The following is a 20,073-nucleotide window of genomic DNA, read 5'->3' as shown; positions in this document are numbered from 1 at the left end:
TCACGAACATGGAATTTTTCCGCATCCGCAAGGACATCCCGTTCATGAAGCACGCGTTGATCTTCAACGCGATCTCGCTTCTTACCTTCATCGCGGCGGTGTTCTTCCTCTTCCACCGCGGCCTGCACCTGTCGATCGAATTCACGGGCGGCACGGTCATTGAAGTGCAGTATCCGCAGGCGGTGCCGCTCGAGCCGCTGCGCGACTCGCTCACGAAAATCGGCTACGGCGACGCCCAGGTGCAGAACTTCGGCACCTCGCGCGACGTGTTGATCCGCCTGCCGATCAAGCAGGGCCTGAGCTCCGCGCAGCAGAGCGACCAGGTGATGTCCACGCTCAAGGCGGCTGACCCGCAGGTGCAGCTGCAGCGCGTGGAGTTCGTCGGTCCGCAGGTCGGCAAGGAACTCGCGACAGACGGCCTGCTCGCGCTCGCCTGTGTGGTGGCGGGTATCGTCATCTACCTGTCGTTCCGCTTCGAATGGAAGTACGCCGTGGCCGGCGTGATCGCGAACTTGCACGACGTCGTGATCATTCTGGGCTTCTTCGCGTTCTTCCAGTGGGAGTTCTCGCTCTCGGTGCTCGCGGCGGTGCTCGCCGTGCTCGGCTACTCGGTGAACGAGTCGGTCGTTATCTTCGACCGGATTCGCGAGACCTTCCGGCGCGAGCGCAAGATGAGCGTGACCGAAGTCATCAACCACGCGATCACCAGCACGATGTCGCGAACCATCATCACCCACGGCTGTACGCAGATGATGGTGCTCTCGATGTTCTTCTTCGGCGGCCCGACGCTGCACTACTTCGCGCTGGCGCTGACGGTGGGTATTCTCTTCGGCATCTACTCGTCGGTGTTCGTTGCCGCGGCACTCGCCATGTGGCTTGGCGTGAAGCGCGAAGACCTCATCAAGGACAAGAAGGAAAAGTTCGATCCGAACGATCCGAACGCGGGCGCGCAGGTTTAAGCGGCGCACCAGCAAAAAAGCCGGTTCTTACGAACCGGCTTTTTTTTCGTGCCTACGCAACGCAACGGCCTTCGCCGTGCCGCCGCTCTGACCTACTGCTTGATCCCTTCGGCCTGGATATGCAGCGTGGTCTTCATCTTGAAGCCGTACTTCTTGCCCGAGTCCATGCCGAAGTCGTCACGGTTGAATGCGGCCTCGGCCTCCACGCCGCACACCTCGCGCTTGAGCACGGGGTGTTGGATGCACTTGAACGACAGGATCTCGAGCTTGAGCGGCCGCGTCACGCCGTGCAGCGTGAAGTCGCCGATCACCTCCTTGGGCGTGTCTCCATTGAAGACGATGCGTGTGCCCTTGTAGGTGGCCGTGGGGTACTTCGCGACATCGAGAAAGTCGTCGCCCACCAGATGCTGGTCGAGCTGCGGATTGCCGGTCTGGATCGACGCCGGATCGATCGTCACGTCCACGGTGCCCGTTTTCGCCGCGCGGTCGAGCGTGACCGTGCCCGTGGTCTTCGTGAACTTGCCACGCCACGTGGAAAGACCGCCGAAGTGGTCGGCCTCGAAGCTCGGAAACGTGTGGTTCGGATCGAGCTGGTAAGTATCGGCGGCGTGAGCGGCTTGCGTCACCAGGGCGGCGAGCGACACGGCGCTGCCTGCGGCCATCAGTACGAGCTTGTTCAAAAGCGCCTCCTCGGAATCGTCGATCTACTTGTGCGCGACGACGATATGAAATTTGATGAGCACTTCGTCGGCGACGATCGAGGTGTCCTTCCACTCGCCGGTGCCGATTTCGAAGGCGAGCCGGTGAATCGGCAGCGTGCCGTCGAAGGTCTGCGTCCCGCCCTGCTGCGTGAGCACGACGGGGACGGCCACGTTCTGCGTGTGCCCCTTGATCGTCAGTTTGCCGCTCACGCTGTACTGGTTCGTGCCGGTCGGCGCGATGGCGGTCGAGACGAACGTTGCCTGCGGGAACGTCTTCGCGTCGAACCATTCGGGCCCGTGCACGGAATCGTTGTAGGTCGGGTCTCCCAGATCATAGCTCGCCGTGTCGACCGTGATCTTCGCGCTGCCGCTCGCGGGCTTCGCCGGATCGAAGGCGATCTGCGCGTCGAACTTCGTGAAGCTGCCCTGAACCGGCACGTTCATCTGGCGCGAGACGGCGACGATCGTGCTCTTCGCCGCGTCGAGCTGCGCGTGGGCGGCCCCACCCGCGAGCAGCGCCGCCGCGGCGCCGGCCCACACCGCCGCGGCCCCGACCGCCGGGCTCCAACGATAAGAACGAATCCACCTCGACAAGGCTTCCATGATCGTCTCGCTTTGATTGCGTAGTCATTGGCTTCGTGGATGGGCAGCGGCCATCTTCCACAGCCATGCATGCGCCATGCCCGAAAGATAATCCAAATTGTGTGACAGCAAACATCTGGAGATAAGGGCCGGGGCCCAGCCGCGCTCGCACACGCTTACGGCACAAACGTGGCACACTCGCAGCCCGTTCGTCGCGCGCGCAAGCGGCGACTTGCCCCGCGGCAGCCCCTGAGGCCGCCCCGTCGGGGCTCCGCGGCTCGTTCCGGCACATCGGCGGGCGCGTTTGGTAACATGGCGCGAGGCGCTGTCGGCACCTTCCGACATGTGTGCGGCCGCAGCGCGTCCTTCGTTCACGTCGTTTTGCGTCACCTGCCCGCATGGCCCAGGACAAACTAATCGCGTGTCACGATTGCGACGCGCTCTACCGCAAACCGCGCCTGCTCGGCCGCCAGTCAGCGCGCTGCTCGCGCTGCGGCGCCACGCTCTACAGCAGCGCCGCGTCCCAGCTCGACCGCATCTGCGCCATCACGGTTGCGGCGCTGGTCACCTTCATCATCGCCCAGTCATTCCCGATCATCGAACTCGATGCGAACGGTATCACTACGGAGTCGAGCCTGTTCGGCGCCCTCGTGGTGCTGTGGCACGAGGACATGGAGATCATCGCGGTGATCGTGTTCTGCGCAACCATCCTCTTTCCGCTCACGGAGATGGTCGCGCTGCTCTACGTCCTGCTGCCGGTGCGGCGCGGCTTCATTCCACCGGGCTTCGACTACGTGCTGCGCTGTATCCAGTTCGTACGGCCCTGGGGCATGCTCGAGGTCTTCATGCTGGGCGTGCTCATCACCATCGTGAAAATGGTGAGCCTCGCGCGCGTGATCCCCGAAACCGCGCTCTTCGCCTTCGGCGCGCTCACGCTGATGTTCACCGTGGTCGTCACATTCGATGCGCGCACGCTCTGGGACATCGCCGACGGCCTGCGCGACGCCGCCCGCGCGGCGCGCGAGGGCGGCGCGGGTCCGGGCGGACCGCACTCGCCCGTCTCGCCGTCGCCGGCACCGGCACCGGCACCGGCACCGGCGCACCCGCTCTCCGAGCCCGAGATCCGCGAGCCCGGTGCAAACGCGCAAGACCCGGCGGCGCCGCGCGGCCGCCCGCTCCCCAAGGGGCCCCGATGAAATACCAGACCGCCAGCGACGCCGGCTACATCTCCTGCCACGCCTGCGGGCACGTGCAGCCGCATGTGCGCGCGCATGGCCACGTGCGCTGCGCACGCTGCGGCTCGCCCATGCACGAGCGCAACCCGGACAGCATCATGCGCACGTGGGCGCTCCTGATTGCCGCGGCGCTGCTCTACATCCCCGCGAACCTGCTGCCTGTGATGCATACGACCTCGCTCGTCGGCGACGAGGACGACACCATCATGAGCGGCGTGGTCTACTTCTGGACCTCGGGCGACTGGCCGCTCGCCGTGATCGTATTCATCGCCAGTATTCTCGTGCCCATGCTGAAGCTCTCGGTGCTCGCGCTGCTCGCGTTCACCTCGCAGCGCGGCTCGACATGGCGGCCCGTGGAGCGCACGAAGCTCTACCGGCTCGTCGAATTCATCGGGCGCTGGTCGATGCTGGACGTGTTCGTTGTCACGCTGACCGTGGCGCTGGTACGCTTCCAGTCGCTTGCGGTCATCACGGCGGGCCCTGGCGCGATCGCGTTCGGCTCGGTCGTGATCCTGACGATGATCGCCTCGATGCAGTTCGATCCGCGCTTGATCTGGGATCCGGTGGACGAAGACAAACACAAACCTGCGCAACACACACAGGATCAACCCCATGAATAGTCCGAAAGGACCGACCCCGCCCAATCTGCCGGAGCCGGAGATCGTCAAGCCGCGGCGCTGGCTGCCCTCGCTCGTCTGGATCGTGCCGATCGTCGCGGCGCTGATCGGCGTGGCGCTCGTCGTGAAGTCGGTCGCCACGCGCGGCCCGACCATCACGATCAGCTTCGTGAGCGCCGAAGGACTCGAGCCCGGCAAGACCAAGGTCAAGTACAAGGACGTGGACATCGGCTCGGTGCGCGCGATCAAGCTCTCGCCCAACCTTTCGCATGTGATCGTCACGGTCGAGCTCACCAAGGACGCTGAACGCTTCGCCGTGAAGGACAGCCGCTTCTGGGTCGTGCGCCCGCGCGTGGGCGCAAGCGGCGTCTCGGGCCTCACCACGCTGCTCTCGGGCTCGTATATCGGCGCGGACGCCGGCCGCTCGCAGGAGTCGCAGAGCGACTTCGTCGGGCTGGAGGCGCCGCCTGCCGTGACCATCGACGAGAAGGGGCATCGCTATACCCTGCACAGTTCGACGCTCGGCTCACTCGACATCGGCACGCCGATCTTCTTCCGGCGCATCCAGGTCGGCCAGGTGACGGGTTATTCGCTCGACAAGGACGGCACCGGCGTGACGGTGCAGGTCTTCGTGAGCGCACCCTTCGACCAGTACGTGGGCACCAATACGCGCTGGTGGCACGCGAGCGGCGTGAACGTGCAGCTCGATTCGAGCGGCATCAAGGTCAATACGCAGTCGCTCGCCACCATCGTGGTGGGCGGCCTCGCGTTCCAGGCGCCGCCCGGCCAGTCCATGGGCCCGCAGGCGCCCGACACCGCCACGTTCGCGCTCGCCTCCGACGAGACCGAGGCGATGCGCGAGCCGGACGGCGCGCCGCAACGCGTGGTCATGTACTTCAACCAGTCGTTGCGCGGCCTTTCGGTCGGCGCGCCGGTCGACTTCCGCGGCATCGTGCTCGGCCAGGTGACCGATATCGGCATCGAGTACGACCCGAAGCAGCACAACTTCACGATGCCCGTGACGATCGACCTCTACCCGCTGCGCCTGTCGCGCCGCATCCGCGGCGAGACGCCCGCGCCGCATACGCCGGAAAGCCAGGAGCTGATCAGGCGGCTCGTCGCACGCGGGCTGCGCGGCCAGCTGCGCACCGGCAACCTGATCACCGGGCAGCTTTACGTCGCGCTCGATATCTTCCCGAAGGCGGGCACCGCGACGGTCGATTTCAACCACGATCCGCTCGAACTGCCCACGGTGCCGAACTCGCTCGAAGAGCTGCAGCTGCAAGTCGCGGACATTGCGAAGAAGCTCGATCAGATTCCGTTCGACAAGATCGGCAACAACCTGAACGACTCGCTCAAGAACGCGAACCAGCTGTTCGGCAAGGTGAACGACCAGATCCTGCCGCAGCTGCAAGGCACGCTCGACCAGGCGCAGAAGACCTTCAACGCCGCGCAGTCCACGCTGCAGCAGGATTCGCCGCTGCAGTCAGACGTGCACCAGGCGATGCAGGAACTCACGCGTACGCTGCAATCGCTCAACGCGCTCTCCGACTATCTGGAGCGCCATCCCGAATCGCTGCTGCGCGGCAAATCTGGAGACAAGCCATGACGTTCCGACGCGTCCCCGCCCTTGCCGCGCTCGGCGCGCTGGTCATAGCCGCCGCGTTGACGGGCTGCAGTTCGCCCGCCAGCCGGTTCTACACGCTGAGCCCGAGCGACGACACGGCACGCACCGCCGCCGCCGCGCCGAGCGCGGGCAACGCCCCGTGGCTGATCGAGCTAGCGCCCGTCGATGTGCCGCCGCAGGTGGCGAAGGCACAGTTCGTCGTGCAAACCGACGCGAACCAGGTGCGCGTACTCGAGCAGGAGCGCTGGTCCTCGATGCCCGGCGACGAGATCCGTCGGGCGCTCTCGGGCGACCTCACGCAGCAGCTCGGCACCATCGACGTCTACGGCTCGCCGCATCCCGAAGGCGTGCCCGTCTATCGCGTGAGCGTGAACGTGCAGCGCTTCGAATCGTGGCCGGGCTCGCATGCGCTCATCGACGCCGTGTGGAGCGTGCGCGCGCTCGACACCCAAACGGTCCTGACCTGCCGCAGCGTGCTCAACGAGAAGGTAGGCGACGGCTATGACGCACTCGTCATCGGCCACCGCCAGGCGGTCGAGGCGCTCTCGCAGTCGATCGCGAGCGGCGTGCGCGCGCTCGCGGCCGCGCCGCGCGTGAGCGTGGCGGCGAATGGTGGGAAGGCTGGCATGCGCGCGAAGCCGGCGCCGAGCATCGCGTGTCCGCAGATGGCGGCCGCCGGCAGCTGAGCCGGCGGTTTTTCGCTGAGGCGGCGCTGCAGCGTCGCTGATCTCCACGCCCCGATGTCGATCCGGAGCCAATAAAGGCCCGCGCGCGGCGCTCTCGGAGGAGGCGCCAGGGACAGGGCAATTGGCGGGCATCAAGCGGGTCTCCGGCGGCGCAGGCGGCATGGACGTCTGGCCGCTCCCGCAACCCGCGTACAATAGCGCCTTCCCCGCAGCGTCCCATCCTCCTTCATGTCTTTCGATTTCTTTGCCCCCTGCCCGCGCGGCCTCGAAGCCGCACTCGCCGCCGAACTGGCCGAAACCGCCCAACGGCGCCTGCCGCCCGGCGCACTCGAGGTCGGCGCCGAGGTGCCCGGCGGCGTGCATTTCCGCGGCAACTGGGCCGGCGGCATCGCCGCCAACCTCCATTCGCGCATAGCGAGCCGCGTGCTCCTGAAGATCGCCCAGCGCCCGTATCGCAGCGAACAGGACATCTATGCGCTCGCGCGCGAGCAGCAGTGGGAGAAGTGGTTCTCGGCGAACGAGACGATTCGCATCGACATCACCGCGATCAAGTCGCCGCTGCGCAGCCTCGAATTCGCCACGCTGCGCGTGAAGGACGCGATCTGCGACCGCATGCGCGACAAGGCCGGTGCGCGTCCGAGCGTCGATACCGCCTATCCCGATGTGCGCGTCTTCGCCTTCCTCACGGCGAACGAATGCACGCTCTATCTCGACACCTCGGGCGAGCCGCTCTTCAAGCGCGGCTGGCGACTGGACAAGGGCGCCGCCCCGCTGCGCGAGAACCTCGCCGCGGGCATCCTGCGCCTCACGGGCTGGACGCCCGGCACGCCGCTCTATGACCCGATGTGCGGCAGCGGCACCTTCCTCGCGGAAGCCGCGCAAGTCGCGCTCGACATCGCGCCGGGGCTCGATCGCCGCTTCGGCTTCGAGTCGCTCAAGCAGGCCGACATGGCCGCGTGGCGTCACCTCAAGAGCGAGGCGAACACGGCGCGCAATCTCGCGCAAAGCAAGACCAGCGATCTGCTGATCTACGGCAGCGACATCTCCGACGTCATGCTGGAAAAGGCGCGAGCGAACTTCAAGCGCGCGGGCTTCGGCAGCGTGACGCTCAAGCAGCTCGACGCGCGCAACATGACGCCGCCCTCGGCTGCACCCGGCATTCTCGTGGCGAATCCGCCGTACGGCGAGCGTATCGAAGTGCGCGGCCGCAACGCGCGCGGCGAGGCGCGCCCGACGGCGCGCGAGCTGCGCGGCGACGATGACGAAGGCTTCCGCCGCGCCAAGGACGAGGCGCCCGACGCCGAGTTCTTCCAGGCGCTCGGCGACGCGCTCAAGCAGCGCTTCACGGGCTGGCGCGCGTTCGTCCTCACCTCGGACCGCAAGCTGCCGGGCCAGTTGCGCCTGCGCGAAGCCGCCAAGACGCCGCTCTACAACGGCGCGCTCGAATGCCGCCTGTTCCGCTTCGACCTGATCGCGGGCAGCGTGCGCCAGCGTCCGGCCAGCAGCGGCGCGAACCCCGCCGCCGGCAACGACGACGCCAGCTGACATTGGCAAACGCGCACGGCGGGTGACTTTCCCACCCGCCGCCGCGCCGCGCGTGGCTCAGTTCTGCGCCACCGACAACGAACGCCCTTCGTACTCCAGAACCCTCTTCGACAGCGTGCATGCCGTCATCGCATCGCGCAAATCGCTTCGAAATTGCCGCCGAAACTCGCGCGGCACGCCGCGACAAACCTACTGACAACACGCTGTCAGCAGCCCCCTGGCACACTGCTTCTACGCCATCCGGCGAGGCCGCCGCCGCCTGGCTGCCGCCATTCAACGTCCGCCGTTGTCTTCGAGGAGCTGCACCGTGTCTACCGATCTGTCCCGTGTGATCTCGTGGTTTGAAATTCCCGCGCACGACCTGGAGCGTGCCGCCCGTTTTTACGAAACCGCCTTCGACACCGCGCTGCAGCGCGACGTGGTCGGCGGCGTGCCGATGGCGCTGTTCGCTCACACCGATACGGAAACCGGCGGCTGCATCGTGTTCAATCCGCATGACGCCAAGCCCGACCCGAAGGGCGTGCTCGTGTATCTGAACGCGCAGCCATCGGTCACGGCCGTGCTCGACCGCGTGGAAAAAGCCGGCGGCAAGCAGCAAGGGCCAGCGGTGGAGTTGCCGAACAATTACGGCTATATCGGCTTCTTCATCGATACCGAAGGCAACCGCGTCGGTCTGCACGCGCCGAAGCTCGGTTAAGCCACGGCCGGGCGCCGCGCGCGCCCGGCGCTATCATCTGTGCTTATCCCAGTCACCGCGCCCGCCTACGCGACTGCCCTGCCATGACCCGTCGTGCCGACCGCCTTTTTCGCATCGCCGAACTGCTGCGCGGCCGGCGTCTCACCACCGCGCAGCAACTCGCAGAATGGCTCGAAGTTTCGCCGCGCACGGTCTATCGCGACGTGCGCGACCTGCAGCTCTCGGGCGTGCCGATCGAGGGCGAGGCGGGCATTGGCTACCGGCTCGCGCGCACGGCGAGTCTGCCGCCGCTCACCTTCACCGCCGACGAACTCACCGCGCTCGCGGTAGGCGCGCGCATGGCCGAGTCGTGGGGCGGCGCGGCGCTCGCGAGCGGCGCACGCGGCGCGCTCGCGAAGGTCGCCGCCGCGATGCCCGCGGAAAAGCGCGCCGTGCTGGAACGGCTCGCCGTGTTCGCGCCGGCGTATCACATGGATCACGCGTTCTCGGACAAGCTCGACGCGCTGCATCGCGCCGTCGACACGCGGCTCGTCGTGCGCTTCGCGTATTGCGACCGCATCGGCGCGCATACGGAGCGGCGCATCTGGCCGCTTGGGCTCGTGTACTGGGGCGCGCAATGGACCGTGGGCGCGTGGTGCGAAATGCGCGAGGACTTCCGCAACTTCAACATCGCGCGCATGGAAAACGTGGAAGTGCTCGAGCAGTTTCCCGATGTGAGCGGGCGGCGCCTGGCCGACTATTTGCGCCGCGTGAATGCGCCTTCGCTGTGAGCGCTCAGCACAGCCGCAATTAAAAAAGGCGCGCATCGCTGCGCGCCTTTCGCGTGGGTCTGATGGGCGCCGCGCTTACTCCACCGCCTTCACCATCTCCTCGATCACCTTCTTCGCGTCGCCGAACACCATCATGGTTTTATCCATGTAGAAGAGTTCGTTGTCGAGGCCTGCGTAGCCCGCCGCCATTGAGCGCTTGTTCACGATGATCGTGCGCGCCTTGTACGCCTCGATGATCGGCATGCCCGCGATCGGCGACTTCGGATCGTTCTTCGCCGCCGGATTCACCACGTCGTTCGCGCCGAGCACGAGCACGACATCGGTCTGGCCGAACTCGTTATTGATGTCCTCCATCTCGAACACGAGGTCGTAGGGCACCTCGGCTTCCGCGAGCAGCACGTTCATGTGGCCCGGCATGCGGCCCGCCACCGGATGGATCGCGTAGCGCACATCCACGCCCTTCTCCACGAGCTTGTCGGTGAGTTCCTTCAACGCATGCTGCGCGCGCGCCACGGCGAGACCATAACCCGGCACGATCACGACGCTTTCTGCATTGCCGAGCATGAACGCGGCATCGTCAGCCGAACCCGACTTCACCGGACGCTGTTCCTGCGAGCCGCCTGCTGCCGCCGCACCCGCTTCGCCGCCAAAGCCACCCAGCAGCACGTTGAAGAACGAGCGGTTCATCGCGTGGCACATGATGTACGACAGGATCGCGCCGGAAGAGCCCACCAGCGAGCCCGCGATGATCAGCATCGCGTTGTTCAGCGAGAAGCCGATGCCCGCCGCCGCCCAGCCCGAGTACGAGTTCAGCATCGAGACGACCACGGGCATGTCCGCGCCGCCGATCGGGATGATGATCAGCACGCCCAGCGCGAACGCGATCGCCGTCATGATGATGAACGGCAGCCACGACTGCGTGAGGAAGAACAGGATGCCGAAGCCGATCATGCCGAGCGCGAGCATCAGGTTGATCAGATGCTGGCCAGGATAAACAACTGGCGCGCCCTGGAACAGGCGGAACTTGTACTTGCCCGAAAGCTTGCCGAATGCGATTACGGAACCTGAGAACGTGATCGCCCCGACGAACGTACCGATAAAGAGTTCGATACGGTTGCCGTACGGCAGGAAGCCCGGATACGGCGCGTCTTCAGCGACCAGCCCGAATGCAGCCGGTTCAGAGACGACCGCATACGCGATGCACACCGCCGCGAGACCGATCAGCGAGTGCATGGCCGCGACGAGTTCGGGCATCTTCGTCATCTCGACGCGCGCGGCGACATAGGCACCCAGGCCGCCACCCACCACGAGCGCACCAAAGAGCAAGCCAAGACCGAGCCCGAGATTCGAGCCGAACTGTGCGGACTCCTTCACGATCAGGGCAAGGGTCGTGAGAATGGCGATGGCCATGCCGACCATGCCGAACACGTTGCCGGCGCGCGCGCTCTTCGGATTCGACAGCCCCTTGAGCGCCTGGATGAAGCAGACCGACGCCACCAGATAAAGCAGCGTAACGACGTTCATGCTCATTTACGCGCCCTCCTTGCTGCCGGGGGCGGAGAGCTTCTTTGGCTCCTTCTTGCGGAACATCTCCAGCATTCGCCGCGTGACGAGGAACCCGCCGAACACGTTCACGGCCGCGAGCAGCACGGCGAACGTGCCGAAGAATTTGCCCGGTCCGCCCACGGTCAGGCCCGTGGCGAGCATCGCGCCGACGATCACGATCGCGGAAATCGCATTGGTCACGGCCATGAGCGGCGTATGCAGCGCGGGCGTGACGTTCCAGACCACGTGATAGCCCACATACACGGCCAGCACGAAGATGATCAGGTTGATGACGGTATGGTTGATGACTTCCATTCTTGTTCTCCTCCTCGTCATGCCTTACGCGTGACCTGGCCGTCGCGGGCCAGCAGCGTGGCCGCGACGATGTCGTCCGCGAGATCGATGTTGAGCGTGCCTTCCTTCGTGACAATGAGCTTCAGGAAGTCGAACAGATTGCGCGCATAGAGCGCGGAGGCGTCGGCGGCGACCATCGAGGCGAGGTTCGTGTAGCCGCAGATCTGCACGCCGTGGTGCGTCACCACCGTGTCGGCCTCGGTGAGCGGGCAGTTGCCGCCGCGTCGCCCGCTCGCCTCGTCCGCCACAGGACCGCGTCCTGCCGCGAGGTCGATGACGACCGATCCCGGCTTCATCGCCTGCACGGTTTCCGAAGGCAGCAGCGTCGGTGCGTCGCGGCCGGGAATCAGCGCGGTCGAGATGACGATGTCCGCCTGCTTCGCGCGCTCGTGCACCAGCGCCGACTGGCGTGCCAGCCACGATGGCGGCATCGGCCGGGCATAGCCGCCCACGCCGACGGCCGCTTCGCGCTCCTCATCGGTTTCGTAGGGCACGTCGAGGAATTTGCCCCCGAGCGACTCGATCTGCTCCTTCACGGCGGGACGCACGTCCGAAGCCTCGATCACCGCGCCCAGACGCCGCGCCGTGGCGATGGCCTGCAGGCCCGCCACGCCCGCGCCGAGAATCAGCACGCGCGCGGCTTTCACCGTACCGGCGGCGGTCATGAGCATCGGCATGAAGCGCGGATAGAGGTTCGACGCCACGAGCACCGCCTTGTACCCGGCGATATTGGCCTGCGAAGAAAGCACGTCGAGGCTCTGTGCGCGCGTGGTGCGCGGCGCGGCTTCGAGCGCGAACGCCGTCACGCCTGCCTCGGCGAGTTTCGCGGCGTTTTCCGCATTAAAGGGATCGAGCATGCCGACCAGCACCGCGCCGCGCTTCATGAACGGCAATTCGCTGACCGTGGGCGACTGGACCTTGAGCACGAGGTCCGCGCCGAAGGCCGTGGCCGCATCGGCGACCTGTGCGCCCACGGCCGTGTAGGCCTCGTCGGGATAGCTCGCGCCGACGCCCGCGCCGGCCTGGATCGTGACCGTGTGGCCCTGGGCGACGTATTTCTTGACTGTCTCCGGCGTCGCGGCCACGCGGCTTTCGTTCGCCCGCGTCTCTGCAGGCACTCCGATATGCATCGTTGTTTCCTCCTCGACCTTCTTGTTCTAGCTGTTCTGGCTCGAATCGAGCGAAGGGAGGCCGACAAACGGCGTTCAAGCGCCGGCATCCATTGCAACGGCAAACGACGGCACCACTTTAACCGAAAGCAGCGGCGGCTTTGTAGCGGGAATTGCCCGTTTTTGTGCGATGCACACAACACGCTGCGTCGTCCGACCGGACGGTCGGCAGTGCCAGGCGAGCCAGGCAAGCGCCCCTGTGGGGCCCGATCCGGCCCCGGGCAGCGTTCGCGCCGTCCCGGTAAAATACCGGCCCATGAATGAGGAAACCTGGGCACCCCACGTCACCGTGGCCGCGATCGTCGAGCGCGACGGGCGTTTTCTGCTCGTCGAGGAACACACGAGCGCCGGGCTGCGCCTGAACCAGCCCGCCGGCCATCTGGAGGCGGGCGAAACGCTGCACGAGGCCGTGGTCCGCGAAACGCTCGAGGAAACCGCACATGCGTTCACGCCTGAAGCGCTGGTCGGGGTGTACATGACGCACTTCGGCAAACCCGGCGAGAGCGGTGCGACGTACGTGCGCTTCACGTACTGCGGCAGTGTCGCAGCCGAGGCGGAAGACCGCGCGCTCGATCCGGATATCGTCCGCACGGTGTGGATGAGCGTGGACGAGTTGCGCGCGGCGAGCGAGCGCCATCGCACGCCGCTCGTGATGCGCTGTGTCGACGATTACCTCGCTGGCAAGCGCGTGCCGCTGGATTTCATCCAGACGCACGCGACGGCACCGAAGGTTGGACAAAGCGCGGCGCCCAAGGCAGCACCCAAGATGAATTAAGGCAGCAACGAAATGAGCAAACGTAAGGTCGTGGTAGGCATGTCGGGCGGCGTCGATTCGTCGGTTACCGCATGGCTGCTCAAGGAGCAGGGATTCGACGTCGTCGGTCTCTTCATGAAGAACTGGGAAGACGACGACGACGGCGAGTACTGCTCGACGCGCCAGGACTGGATCGACGTGGTGTCGGTTGCGGACCTGATCGGCATCGACGTCGAAGCCGTGAACTTCGCCGCCGAGTACAAGGACCGCGTGTTCGCGGAGTTCCTGCGCGAGTATTCCGCAGGGCGCACACCGAACCCGGACGTGCTCTGCAACGCCGAGATCAAGTTCAAGGCCTTTCTGGACCACGCCATGTCGCTCGGCGCGGAAACGATCGCCACGGGCCACTATGCGCGCGTGCGCCAGAACGAGAGCAACGGACGCTTCGAACTGCTGAAGGCGCTCGATCACACGAAAGATCAGTCGTACTTCCTGCATCGCCTGAACCAGGCGCAGCTTTCGAAGACGATGTTCCCGCTCGGCGAAATCCCCAAGACGAAGGTGCGCGAGATCGCCGAAAAGATCGGCCTGCCGAACGCGAAAAAGAAGGATTCCACAGGAATCTGCTTCATCGGCGAGCGGCCGTTCCGCGACTTCCTCAACCGCTATCTGCCGACCAAACCCGGCCCGATGATGACGCCCGACGGCAAGATTGTCGGTGAACATATCGGCCTCGCGTTCTACACATTCGGGCAGCGCAAGGGCATTGGCCTTGGCGGCAGCAAGGACGGCAGCGGCGATCCGTGGTTCGTGGCAGGCAAGGACATGGCCTCGAACACGCTCTACGTCGTGCAGGGCCACGATCATCCGTGGCTGCTCGCGCACGAGCTGCGCGCAGGCAACGTGAGCTGGGTGGCGGGCGAACCGCCGGCGCAGGACCACGCATGCGGCGCGAAAACGCGCTATCGCCAGGCCGATGCGCCCTGCTCGTTCCATACCGCAGACGAATTCGGCGCGGGCCAGTTCACGCTGCGCTTTCCCGACGCGCAGTGGGCCGTGACGCCCGGCCAGTCGGCGGTGCTCTACGACGGCGACGTGTGCCTGGGCGGCGGCATCATCGAAGCGGTGACGACGCTCGCGCCGCACGTGCCCGCCGTGCTGCCGCCCGAAGCGCCGAAGAAAAAGAAGCGCGTCCCGCGCAAGAAGCCCGCTACGGCGACGGTCGCGTGACGCAAGCTGCGTCAGGCAAAACGTAAGAAAACACCACGCGGCGCCCACGGCGCCGCGTTTTTTTATCCGACTCTCGACGCCTCCCACAGGCCGCTCGAACGACACTGCCCGCTTGCCTGCCAGTTTCACGAACTTGCGGCATCATTCCCGCAAGCCGCGCCCAGCAACCGCGCGGCTCACGCGCGCCGCCCCTTCACAAGAGGAGAGCCAGGGCGCGTATTAAATCAAGTTCGAGGAGTTCCCCCAATGTTTTCCCGACGTTATCTCGCCATGTGGGGCGCGGTGCTGCTGCTCGCAGCCTGTGCCGCCGCAGCCGCGCTCCATCACCTGTCGTGGTACTGCGTGATCGTGCCCGCGCTGCTCGTCGCGCTCGGCCTCTACGACATGTTCCAGGAGCGCCACGCGATCCTGCGCAACTACCCGATCTGGGGTCATCTGCGCTTCCTGTTCGAGTTCGTGCGGCCCGAGATCCGCCAGTACTTCGTCGAGGACGACACCGACGAAAAGCCGTTCTCGCTCGCCCAGCGCAGCCTCGTCTACCAGCGCGCGAAGAACGCGGTGGACAGCCGCCCGTACGGCACTGAACTCGACGTGAAGGCCGTGGGCCACGAGTGGATCAGCCATTCGCTCGCGCCCACGAAGCTCGCAGGCAGCGACTTCCGCGTGCTCGTGGGCGGCGACCGCGCGCAACCGTACTCGATGTCGATCTTCAACATCTCGGCGATGAGCTTCGGCGCGCTTTCCGCGAACGCCATCCGCGCGCTCAACATGGGCGCGAAGAAAGGCGGCTTCGCGCACGACACCGGCGAAGGCTCGATGTCGAAGTATCACCGCGAGAATGGCGGCGACATCATCTGGGAGATCGCCTCGGGCTACTTCGGCTGCCGCAACGACGACGGCACCTTCAGCGCCGATAAATTCCAGCGCCTCGCGAACGAGCCGCAGGTGAAGATGATCGAGGTGAAGCTCTCGCAAGGCGCGAAACCTGGCCACGGCGGCATGCTGCTCGCGGCCAAGGTCACGCCCGAGATCGCCGAAACGCGCGGCATTCCCATCGGCAAGGATTGCGTCTCGCCCGCGCGCCACTCGGAGTTCTCCACCCCGCGCGGCCTGCTCGAATTCGTCGACCGCCTGCGCAAGCTCTCGGGCGGCAAACCCACGGGCTTCAAGCTGTGCATCGGCCATCCGTGGGAGTTTTTCGGCATCGCCAAGGCGATGCTGGAAACCGGCATCCTGCCCGACTTCATCGTCGTGGACGGCGCGGAAGGCGGCACGGGCGCAGCGCCGCTCGAATTCACCGACCACATCGGCACGCCGCTGCAGGAAGGGCTGCTTCTCGTGCACAACACGCTCGTCGGTATCGGCCTGCGCGACAAGATCAAGATCGGTGCGAGCGGCAAGATCATCACCGCGTTCGATATCGCGCGCACGCTCGCAATCGGCGCGGACTGGGTGAATTCGGCGCGCGGCTTCATGTTCGCCGTGGGCTGCATCCAGGCGCAGAAGTGCCACTCGGACCGCTGCCCCACCGGCGTCGCCACGCAAGACCCGGTGCGCCAGCGCGCGCTGAACGTGCCGGACAAGGGCGAGCGCGTCTTCAACTTCCACCACAACACGCTGCATGCGCTGCAGGAGCTGATTCAGGCCGCCGGTCTCGCTAGCCCTTCGGATCTGCGCGCGCATCACATCGTGCGTCGCGTGTCGTCGTATGAAGTGAAGCTGATGTCGGAACTGCTCAAGTACCTGAAGCCCGGCGATCTGCTCGAAGGCCGCTATCGCTATCAGCTGTATGAGAAGTGGTGGCCGGTCGCGCGCAGCGATTCGTTCGCGCCGGCCGAGGAAAAGATCGTCTGAGGAAGTCGATCCGCGACTCACACGAAAAACGCCCGACGGCACGCGATGCCGTCGGGCGTTTTGTTTTAGTCACATCAGCTGCAGATCAGCCGGATGTCAGCCTTGCGGTACCGTGTCGACAAACGACTGACGCTGCGAGAGCTTCTCGAAGTGGCGCGCGAGATTGGGATGCGCCTCGCGCCAGTTCAGCTCCGGCATGCGGAAGTCGAGATAGCCGAGCGCGCAGCCCACGGCGATATCCGCGATCGTGTAGCGGTTGCCCGCGCACCACGGGTTGCCGTCGAGCCCCTTGGCCATCGCGGTCAGGCTTTCGTGGATCTTGCGCTCCTGGCGCTTCACCCACAACTCGTTGCGCTGCTCCGGCGTGCGCTGCGTGCCTTCGAGGCGAATCAAGACGGTCGCGTCGAGCATGCCGTCGGCGAGCGCCTCCCAGCAACGCACTTCGATACGCTCACGTCCTGCGGGCGGAATGAGCTTGGCCACGGGCGAGAGCATGTCGACGTACTCGCAGATCACGCGCGAGTCGAACACGGCCTCGCCGTCGTCCATCACGAGACACGGAACCTTGCCGAGCGGGTTGAAATCGTGAATCGCCGTTTCCTCGCCCCACACGTTTTCGAGCACCAGCCTGTAGTCGATTTTCTTTTCGGCGAGCGTGATCCGCGCCTTGCGGACATACGGGCTGCCGAGCGAACCGATAAGTTTCATACCACCTGCCTTTTCTGGAATCCGGCCGAAGTATACGTTGGATTCGCTATTTTCTGACGCGCCGCCTGTTGCAGTGCAGGATTTTTCCTACAAATAATGTCAGCTAGAGACAACACCCGGCCACGGCGGCTCGTGGGTGGGGTCACCGCGAGCCAGCGCGTCCGTTTGTAGCCAGCGCTACAATCTCACGATGGACTCGACCCTCAAGCAAAGCGCCCCGGCCGCCTCGAGCGAAGCCCACCCTGCGGCCAGCGTGGCCGACGCAGCCGACATGCAGCGCGGCCCCGACGGCGGCGCGGCGCTCTATCGCGCGCGCCGCGAGCGTGTGCTTGCGGCGCTGCGTGCGCAAGGCGGCGGTGTCGCGCTTGTGCCGACCGCGCCCGAAGCGCTGCGCAATCGCGACGCCGACTATCCCTATCGGCACGACAGCTACTTCTACTACCTCACCGGCTTCACGGAGCCCGAGGCGCTGCTCGTGCTCGACGCGAACGCGGGCGAGAATCAGCCCGCCGCGATCCTGTTCTGCCGCGCGAAGAACGTCGAGCGCGAAACGTGGGAAGGCTTCCGCTTCGGTCCGGACGCCGCGCGCGAAGCGTTCGGCTTCGACGCCGCGTTTCCTGCCGACGAACTCGATGCGCGCATCCCGCAGCTCATCGCCAACCGCCCGGCGCTGCACTATGCGCTCGCGGCCTCCGATCGCTTCGACGCGCAGGTGAAGCGCTGGATCGACGCGGTGCGCGCGCAGGGGCGCAGCGGCGTCACTGCGCCGGCCGCCGCGTACGACCTGCTGCCGCTGCTCGACGACATGCGCGTGTTCAAGGATGCGCACGAACTCGACACGATGCGCCGCGCCGCGAAGATCTCGGCGCTCGCGCACGTTCGCGCGATGCAGACATGCCGGCCCGGCATGCGCGAATACGAGATCGAGGCGGAGTTGCTCTACACGTTCCGCAAGCACGGCGCGCAGGCGCCCGCCTACGGCTCGATCGTCGCGGCAGGCGCGAACGCGTGCGTGCTGCACTACCCCGCGGGCAACGCGGTGGCGCGCGAGGGCGACCTCGTGCTGATCGACGCCGCGTGCGAGTTGAACGGCTACGCCTCCGACATCACCCGCACGTTCCCGGCGAGCGGCCGCTTCACGAGCGCGCAGCGCGAGCTGTACGACATCGTGCTCGCCGCGCAGCAGGCCGCTATCGACGCCACGCGCGCCGGCGTGAATTTCGAGGCGCCGCACGACGCCGCGGTGCGCGTGCTCGCGCAGGGGCTGCTCGATACCGGCATCATCGACCGGCAGCGCTTTGCGAGCGTCGACGACGTGATCGCCGAGCGCGCCTATGCGCGCTTCTATATGCATCGCACTGGGCACTGGCTCGGTATGGATGTGCACGACGCGGGCGACTATCGTGAGCGCGGCGAACGTGGCGTTGCGGCCGGCGCCGACAAACCCGCCGCCCCGCCGCCGTGGCGCACGCTGCGCCCCGGCATGACGCTCACGATCGAGCCGGGCCTCTACATCCGCGCTGCCGAGGACGTGCCCGAGCGCTACTGGGACATCGGCATCCGCATCGAGGACGACGCAATAGTCACCGAAACGGGCTGCGAGTTGATTACGCGCGGCGTGCCCGTTTCCGCCGATGAAATCGAAGCGCTCATGCAGGCCGCGCAACGCAGCGCTTGATGCCGACGGCAGACGCAGACGCGAAGACTCCACACGAAGCGAAGCAAACGACATGAACGCAGTTTCCGGCAGCGCGAACGACACTCTCACCGGCGCGAACGCGCCCGCCCACTTCGACCACGACGTGACGATCGTCGGCGCGGGGCCGGTGGGTCTCGCGCTCGCGGGTTGGCTCGCGCGGCGCAGCGCCACGCAAGGGCTCTCGATTGCGCTGATCGACGCGCGCGAACCCGAGGACAGCGCCGGCGACCCGCGCGCCATTGCCGTTTCGCAGGGTAGCCGCACGCTGCTCGAAGCGCTCGCGTGGCCGCACGACGCCACGCCCATCGAACGCATCCATGTTTCGCAGCGCGGCCATTTCGGGCGCACGCTGATCGACCGCCACGACTACGACTTGCCCGCGCTCGGCTACGTGGCGCGCTACGGCGCGATCGTGCAGGCGCTCGCGCACGCCGTGCGCGGCACGCAGGTGCACTGGCTGCATCACACGCAGGCGCACGACCCCGTCGTGGAGCACGACGGCGTGACGCTGCCGGTCGTGAGCGCGGGCGTCGAGCGGCATCTGCGCACGCGCATCCTCGTGAACGCCGAAGGCGGCCTGTATCGCACGCCGCCGCCACGCGACGCGCAAGACGATAGCGACGAAGCCGACGCGAAGGCCGCACTGCCGGCCGCCGAAACCAAACGCACGCGCGACTACGGGCAAACGGCGCTGGTCGGCGTGGTGACGCTCGCGGCCCCGCAGCCGCACGTCGCGTGGGAGCGCTTCACGAACGAAGGCCCGATCGCACTCCTGCCGATGGGCGGCGTGCGCGGCGCCGATTACGCTCTGGTGTGGTGCTGCTCCCCTGCCCAGGCCGAGCGCCGCGCGCAGCTTTCAGACACCGATTTCCTCGCCGAACTCGGCGTGGCGTTCGGCGCGCGCATGGGCCGCTTCACGCAGATTCACGCTCGCGCGGCCTTTCCACTCGGCCTGAACGCGCTCGACGCCCTCGTTTCCGGCCACGGCCGCATCGCGGCGGTCGGCAATGCGGCGCAAACACTGCATCCGGTGGCGGGCCAGGGCCTCAATCTCGGTCTGCGCGACGCCCACGCCCTCGCCGATTCGCTTGCGCAGCACGGCGCCACGCCGCGCGCGCTCGCCGAGTTCGCGGGCCGCCGCGCATTCGACCGGCGCATGACGATCGGCGCGACGGACACGCTCGCACGCCTGTTCACCGTCGATTTCGGCCCGCTCGCCACGCTGCGCGGGCTCGCGCTCACGGCGCTCGAATTCGCACCGCCCGTGAAAACGGCACTCGCGCGGCAGATGATGTTCGGACAGCGGACTTGAGGCAGAACGCCAAAGGCCACTAAGGGTCG

18 protein-coding genes and 1 pseudogene are annotated in these 20,073 nt (G+C 66.4%); 13 read left to right on the top strand and 6 right to left on the bottom strand.

Annotated features, from left to right (window positions below):
• Positions 1-8 precede the first annotated feature (8 nt).
• The gene (secF, locus tag E1N52_RS10170) at positions 9-959 is read left to right on the top strand and encodes a protein translocase subunit SecF (protein WP_133182430.1); all 951 of its coding nucleotides are present in this window, start codon (positions 9-11) and stop codon (positions 957-959) included.
• Positions 960-1,051: 92 nt separating this feature from the next.
• Here the strand turns inward: secF and E1N52_RS10165 are convergent, their stop codons facing one another.
• The gene (locus tag E1N52_RS10165) at positions 1,052-1,621 is read right to left on the bottom strand and encodes a YceI family protein (protein WP_133182618.1); all 570 of its coding nucleotides are present in this window, start codon (positions 1,619-1,621) and stop codon (positions 1,052-1,054) included.
• A 42-nt stretch (positions 1,622-1,663) separates the two neighbouring features.
• Positions 1,664-2,263, bottom strand: a complete 600-nt coding sequence (locus E1N52_RS10160) for a YceI family protein (protein WP_133182429.1) — start codon at positions 2,261-2,263, stop codon at positions 1,664-1,666.
• A 377-nt stretch (positions 2,264-2,640) separates the two neighbouring features.
• Between E1N52_RS10160 and E1N52_RS10155 the strand changes: the two genes are divergently transcribed.
• The 7 genes and pseudogenes from E1N52_RS10155 to E1N52_RS10125 form a co-directional block, all read left to right on the top strand.
• Positions 2,641-3,438, top strand: coding sequence for a paraquat-inducible protein A (locus tag E1N52_RS10155; protein WP_133182428.1), 798 nt, complete (start codon positions 2,641-2,643; stop codon positions 3,436-3,438).
• Entirely contained in the window at positions 3,435-4,097 is a 663-nt protein-coding gene (locus E1N52_RS10150; protein WP_133182427.1) for a paraquat-inducible protein A, read from the top strand. The genes E1N52_RS10155 and E1N52_RS10150 overlap by 4 nt, the downstream gene beginning before the upstream one ends.
• Entirely contained in the window at positions 4,090-5,703 is a 1,614-nt protein-coding gene (locus E1N52_RS10145; RefSeq protein ID WP_133182425.1) for a PqiB family protein, read from the top strand. Before E1N52_RS10150 ends, E1N52_RS10145 begins: the two co-directional genes overlap by 8 nt.
• Positions 5,700-6,407: a PqiC family protein gene (locus E1N52_RS10140; RefSeq protein ID WP_133182424.1), complete on the top strand. Its 708-nt coding sequence runs from the start codon at positions 5,700-5,702 to the stop codon at positions 6,405-6,407. Before E1N52_RS10145 ends, E1N52_RS10140 begins: the two co-directional genes overlap by 4 nt.
• A gap of 228 nt (positions 6,408-6,635) precedes the next feature.
• Complete coding sequence (locus E1N52_RS10135) at positions 6,636-7,952, top strand: THUMP domain-containing class I SAM-dependent RNA methyltransferase (protein WP_133182422.1); 1,317 nt, start codon at positions 6,636-6,638, stop codon at positions 7,950-7,952.
• A 307-nt stretch (positions 7,953-8,259) separates the two neighbouring features.
• A complete protein-coding gene (locus E1N52_RS10130; RefSeq protein ID WP_246089013.1) occupies positions 8,260-8,649 on the top strand; it encodes a VOC family protein in 390 nt (129 codons plus the stop codon).
• A 77-nt stretch (positions 8,650-8,726) separates the two neighbouring features.
• Positions 8,727-9,419: pseudogene (locus E1N52_RS10125) on the top strand (helix-turn-helix transcriptional regulator); the annotation flags it as partial.
• A 75-nt stretch (positions 9,420-9,494) separates the two neighbouring features.
• Here the strand turns inward: E1N52_RS10125 and E1N52_RS10120 are convergent.
• From E1N52_RS10120 to E1N52_RS10110, 3 genes are read right to left on the bottom strand one after another with little or no spacing between them, the layout of a single operon-like run.
• A complete protein-coding gene (locus E1N52_RS10120) occupies positions 9,495-10,949 on the bottom strand; it encodes an NAD(P)(+) transhydrogenase (Re/Si-specific) subunit beta (protein WP_133182416.1) in 1,455 nt (484 codons plus the stop codon).
• Positions 10,950-11,279 carry an NAD(P) transhydrogenase subunit alpha part 2 gene (locus E1N52_RS10115; protein ID WP_028201972.1) on the bottom strand — a complete coding sequence of 110 codons (330 nt, stop codon included), beginning with the start codon at positions 11,277-11,279 and terminating at the stop codon, positions 10,950-10,952. It lies immediately after the preceding gene.
• Between the two features lie 17 nt (positions 11,280-11,296).
• Positions 11,297-12,448 (bottom strand): Re/Si-specific NAD(P)(+) transhydrogenase subunit alpha, encoded by a 1,152-nt coding sequence (locus tag E1N52_RS10110; RefSeq protein ID WP_133182415.1) that lies wholly within the window; start codon positions 12,446-12,448, stop codon positions 11,297-11,299.
• A gap of 295 nt (positions 12,449-12,743) precedes the next feature.
• Here E1N52_RS10110 and E1N52_RS10105 point away from each other — a divergent pair, with 295 nt between their 5' ends.
• The 3 genes from E1N52_RS10105 to E1N52_RS10095 all read left to right on the top strand — a co-directional run bounded on the left by E1N52_RS10105 (position 12,744) and on the right by E1N52_RS10095 (position 16,325).
• Positions 12,744-13,262: an NUDIX hydrolase gene (locus E1N52_RS10105; protein ID WP_133182413.1), complete on the top strand. Its 519-nt coding sequence runs from the start codon at positions 12,744-12,746 to the stop codon at positions 13,260-13,262.
• A 12-nt stretch (positions 13,263-13,274) separates the two neighbouring features.
• Positions 13,275-14,471, top strand: coding sequence for a tRNA 2-thiouridine(34) synthase MnmA (gene mnmA, locus E1N52_RS10100; protein WP_246089012.1), 1,197 nt, complete (start codon positions 13,275-13,277; stop codon positions 14,469-14,471).
• A gap of 246 nt (positions 14,472-14,717) precedes the next feature.
• The gene (locus E1N52_RS10095; protein WP_133182411.1) at positions 14,718-16,325 is read left to right on the top strand and encodes an FMN-binding glutamate synthase family protein; all 1,608 of its coding nucleotides are present in this window, start codon (positions 14,718-14,720) and stop codon (positions 16,323-16,325) included.
• Positions 16,326-16,421: 96 nt separating this feature from the next.
• Here the strand turns inward: E1N52_RS10095 and E1N52_RS10090 are convergent, their stop codons facing one another.
• Complete coding sequence (locus tag E1N52_RS10090) at positions 16,422-17,033, bottom strand: glutathione S-transferase C-terminal domain-containing protein (RefSeq protein WP_133182410.1); 612 nt, start codon at positions 17,031-17,033, stop codon at positions 16,422-16,424.
• 271 nt (positions 17,034-17,304) lie between these two features.
• Between E1N52_RS10090 and E1N52_RS10085 the strand changes: the two genes are divergently transcribed.
• Both E1N52_RS10085 and E1N52_RS10080 read left to right on the top strand, forming a co-directional pair.
• Positions 17,305-18,711, top strand: coding sequence for an aminopeptidase P N-terminal domain-containing protein (locus E1N52_RS10085; protein WP_133182616.1), 1,407 nt, complete (start codon positions 17,305-17,307; stop codon positions 18,709-18,711).
• Positions 18,712-18,763: 52 nt separating this feature from the next.
• A complete protein-coding gene (locus tag E1N52_RS10080; protein WP_133182408.1) occupies positions 18,764-20,044 on the top strand; it encodes a UbiH/UbiF/VisC/COQ6 family ubiquinone biosynthesis hydroxylase in 1,281 nt (426 codons plus the stop codon).
• Positions 20,045-20,073: the final 29 nt, after the last annotated feature.

The sequence above is a fragment of the Paraburkholderia guartelaensis genome (assembly GCF_004353905.1).
Lineage (GTDB): Bacteria > Pseudomonadota > Gammaproteobacteria > Burkholderiales > Burkholderiaceae > Paraburkholderia > Paraburkholderia guartelaensis.
This window is presented reverse-complemented; position numbering and strand designations above follow the sequence as displayed.

Excerpts from the sequence above, each read along its gene's own strand:
- secF (WP_133182430.1), top strand. The coding sequence starts at position 9 with ATGGAATTTTTCCGCATCCGCAAGGACATCCCGTTCATGAAGCACGCG.
- E1N52_RS10105 (WP_133182413.1), top strand. The coding sequence starts at position 12,744 with ATGAATGAGGAAACCTGGGCACCCCACGTCACCGTGGCCGCGATCGTC.
- E1N52_RS10165 (WP_133182618.1), bottom strand. The coding sequence starts at position 1,621 with ATGGCCGCAGGCAGCGCCGTGTCGCTCGCCGCCCTGGTGACGCAAGCC.
- mnmA (WP_246089012.1), top strand. The coding sequence starts at position 13,275 with ATGAGCAAACGTAAGGTCGTGGTAGGCATGTCGGGCGGCGTCGATTCG.
- E1N52_RS10155 (WP_133182428.1), top strand. The coding sequence starts at position 2,641 with ATGGCCCAGGACAAACTAATCGCGTGTCACGATTGCGACGCGCTCTAC.
- E1N52_RS10090 (WP_133182410.1), bottom strand. The coding sequence starts at position 17,033 with ATGAAACTTATCGGTTCGCTCGGCAGCCCGTATGTCCGCAAGGCGCGG.
- E1N52_RS10135 (WP_133182422.1), top strand. The coding sequence starts at position 6,636 with ATGTCTTTCGATTTCTTTGCCCCCTGCCCGCGCGGCCTCGAAGCCGCA.
- E1N52_RS10110 (WP_133182415.1), bottom strand. The coding sequence starts at position 12,448 with ATGCATATCGGAGTGCCTGCAGAGACGCGGGCGAACGAAAGCCGCGTG.
- E1N52_RS10140 (WP_133182424.1), top strand. The coding sequence starts at position 5,700 with ATGACGTTCCGACGCGTCCCCGCCCTTGCCGCGCTCGGCGCGCTGGTC.
- E1N52_RS10150 (WP_133182427.1), top strand. The coding sequence starts at position 3,435 with ATGAAATACCAGACCGCCAGCGACGCCGGCTACATCTCCTGCCACGCC.
- E1N52_RS10095 (WP_133182411.1), top strand. The coding sequence starts at position 14,718 with ATGTTTTCCCGACGTTATCTCGCCATGTGGGGCGCGGTGCTGCTGCTC.
- E1N52_RS10120 (WP_133182416.1), bottom strand. The coding sequence starts at position 10,949 with ATGAGCATGAACGTCGTTACGCTGCTTTATCTGGTGGCGTCGGTCTGC.
- E1N52_RS10145 (WP_133182425.1), top strand. The coding sequence starts at position 4,090 with ATGAATAGTCCGAAAGGACCGACCCCGCCCAATCTGCCGGAGCCGGAG.
- E1N52_RS10080 (WP_133182408.1), top strand. The coding sequence starts at position 18,764 with ATGAACGCAGTTTCCGGCAGCGCGAACGACACTCTCACCGGCGCGAAC.
- E1N52_RS10160 (WP_133182429.1), bottom strand. The coding sequence starts at position 2,263 with ATGGAAGCCTTGTCGAGGTGGATTCGTTCTTATCGTTGGAGCCCGGCG.
- E1N52_RS10115 (WP_028201972.1), bottom strand. The coding sequence starts at position 11,279 with ATGGAAGTCATCAACCATACCGTCATCAACCTGATCATCTTCGTGCTG.
- E1N52_RS10085 (WP_133182616.1), top strand. The coding sequence starts at position 17,305 with ATGCAGCGCGGCCCCGACGGCGGCGCGGCGCTCTATCGCGCGCGCCGC.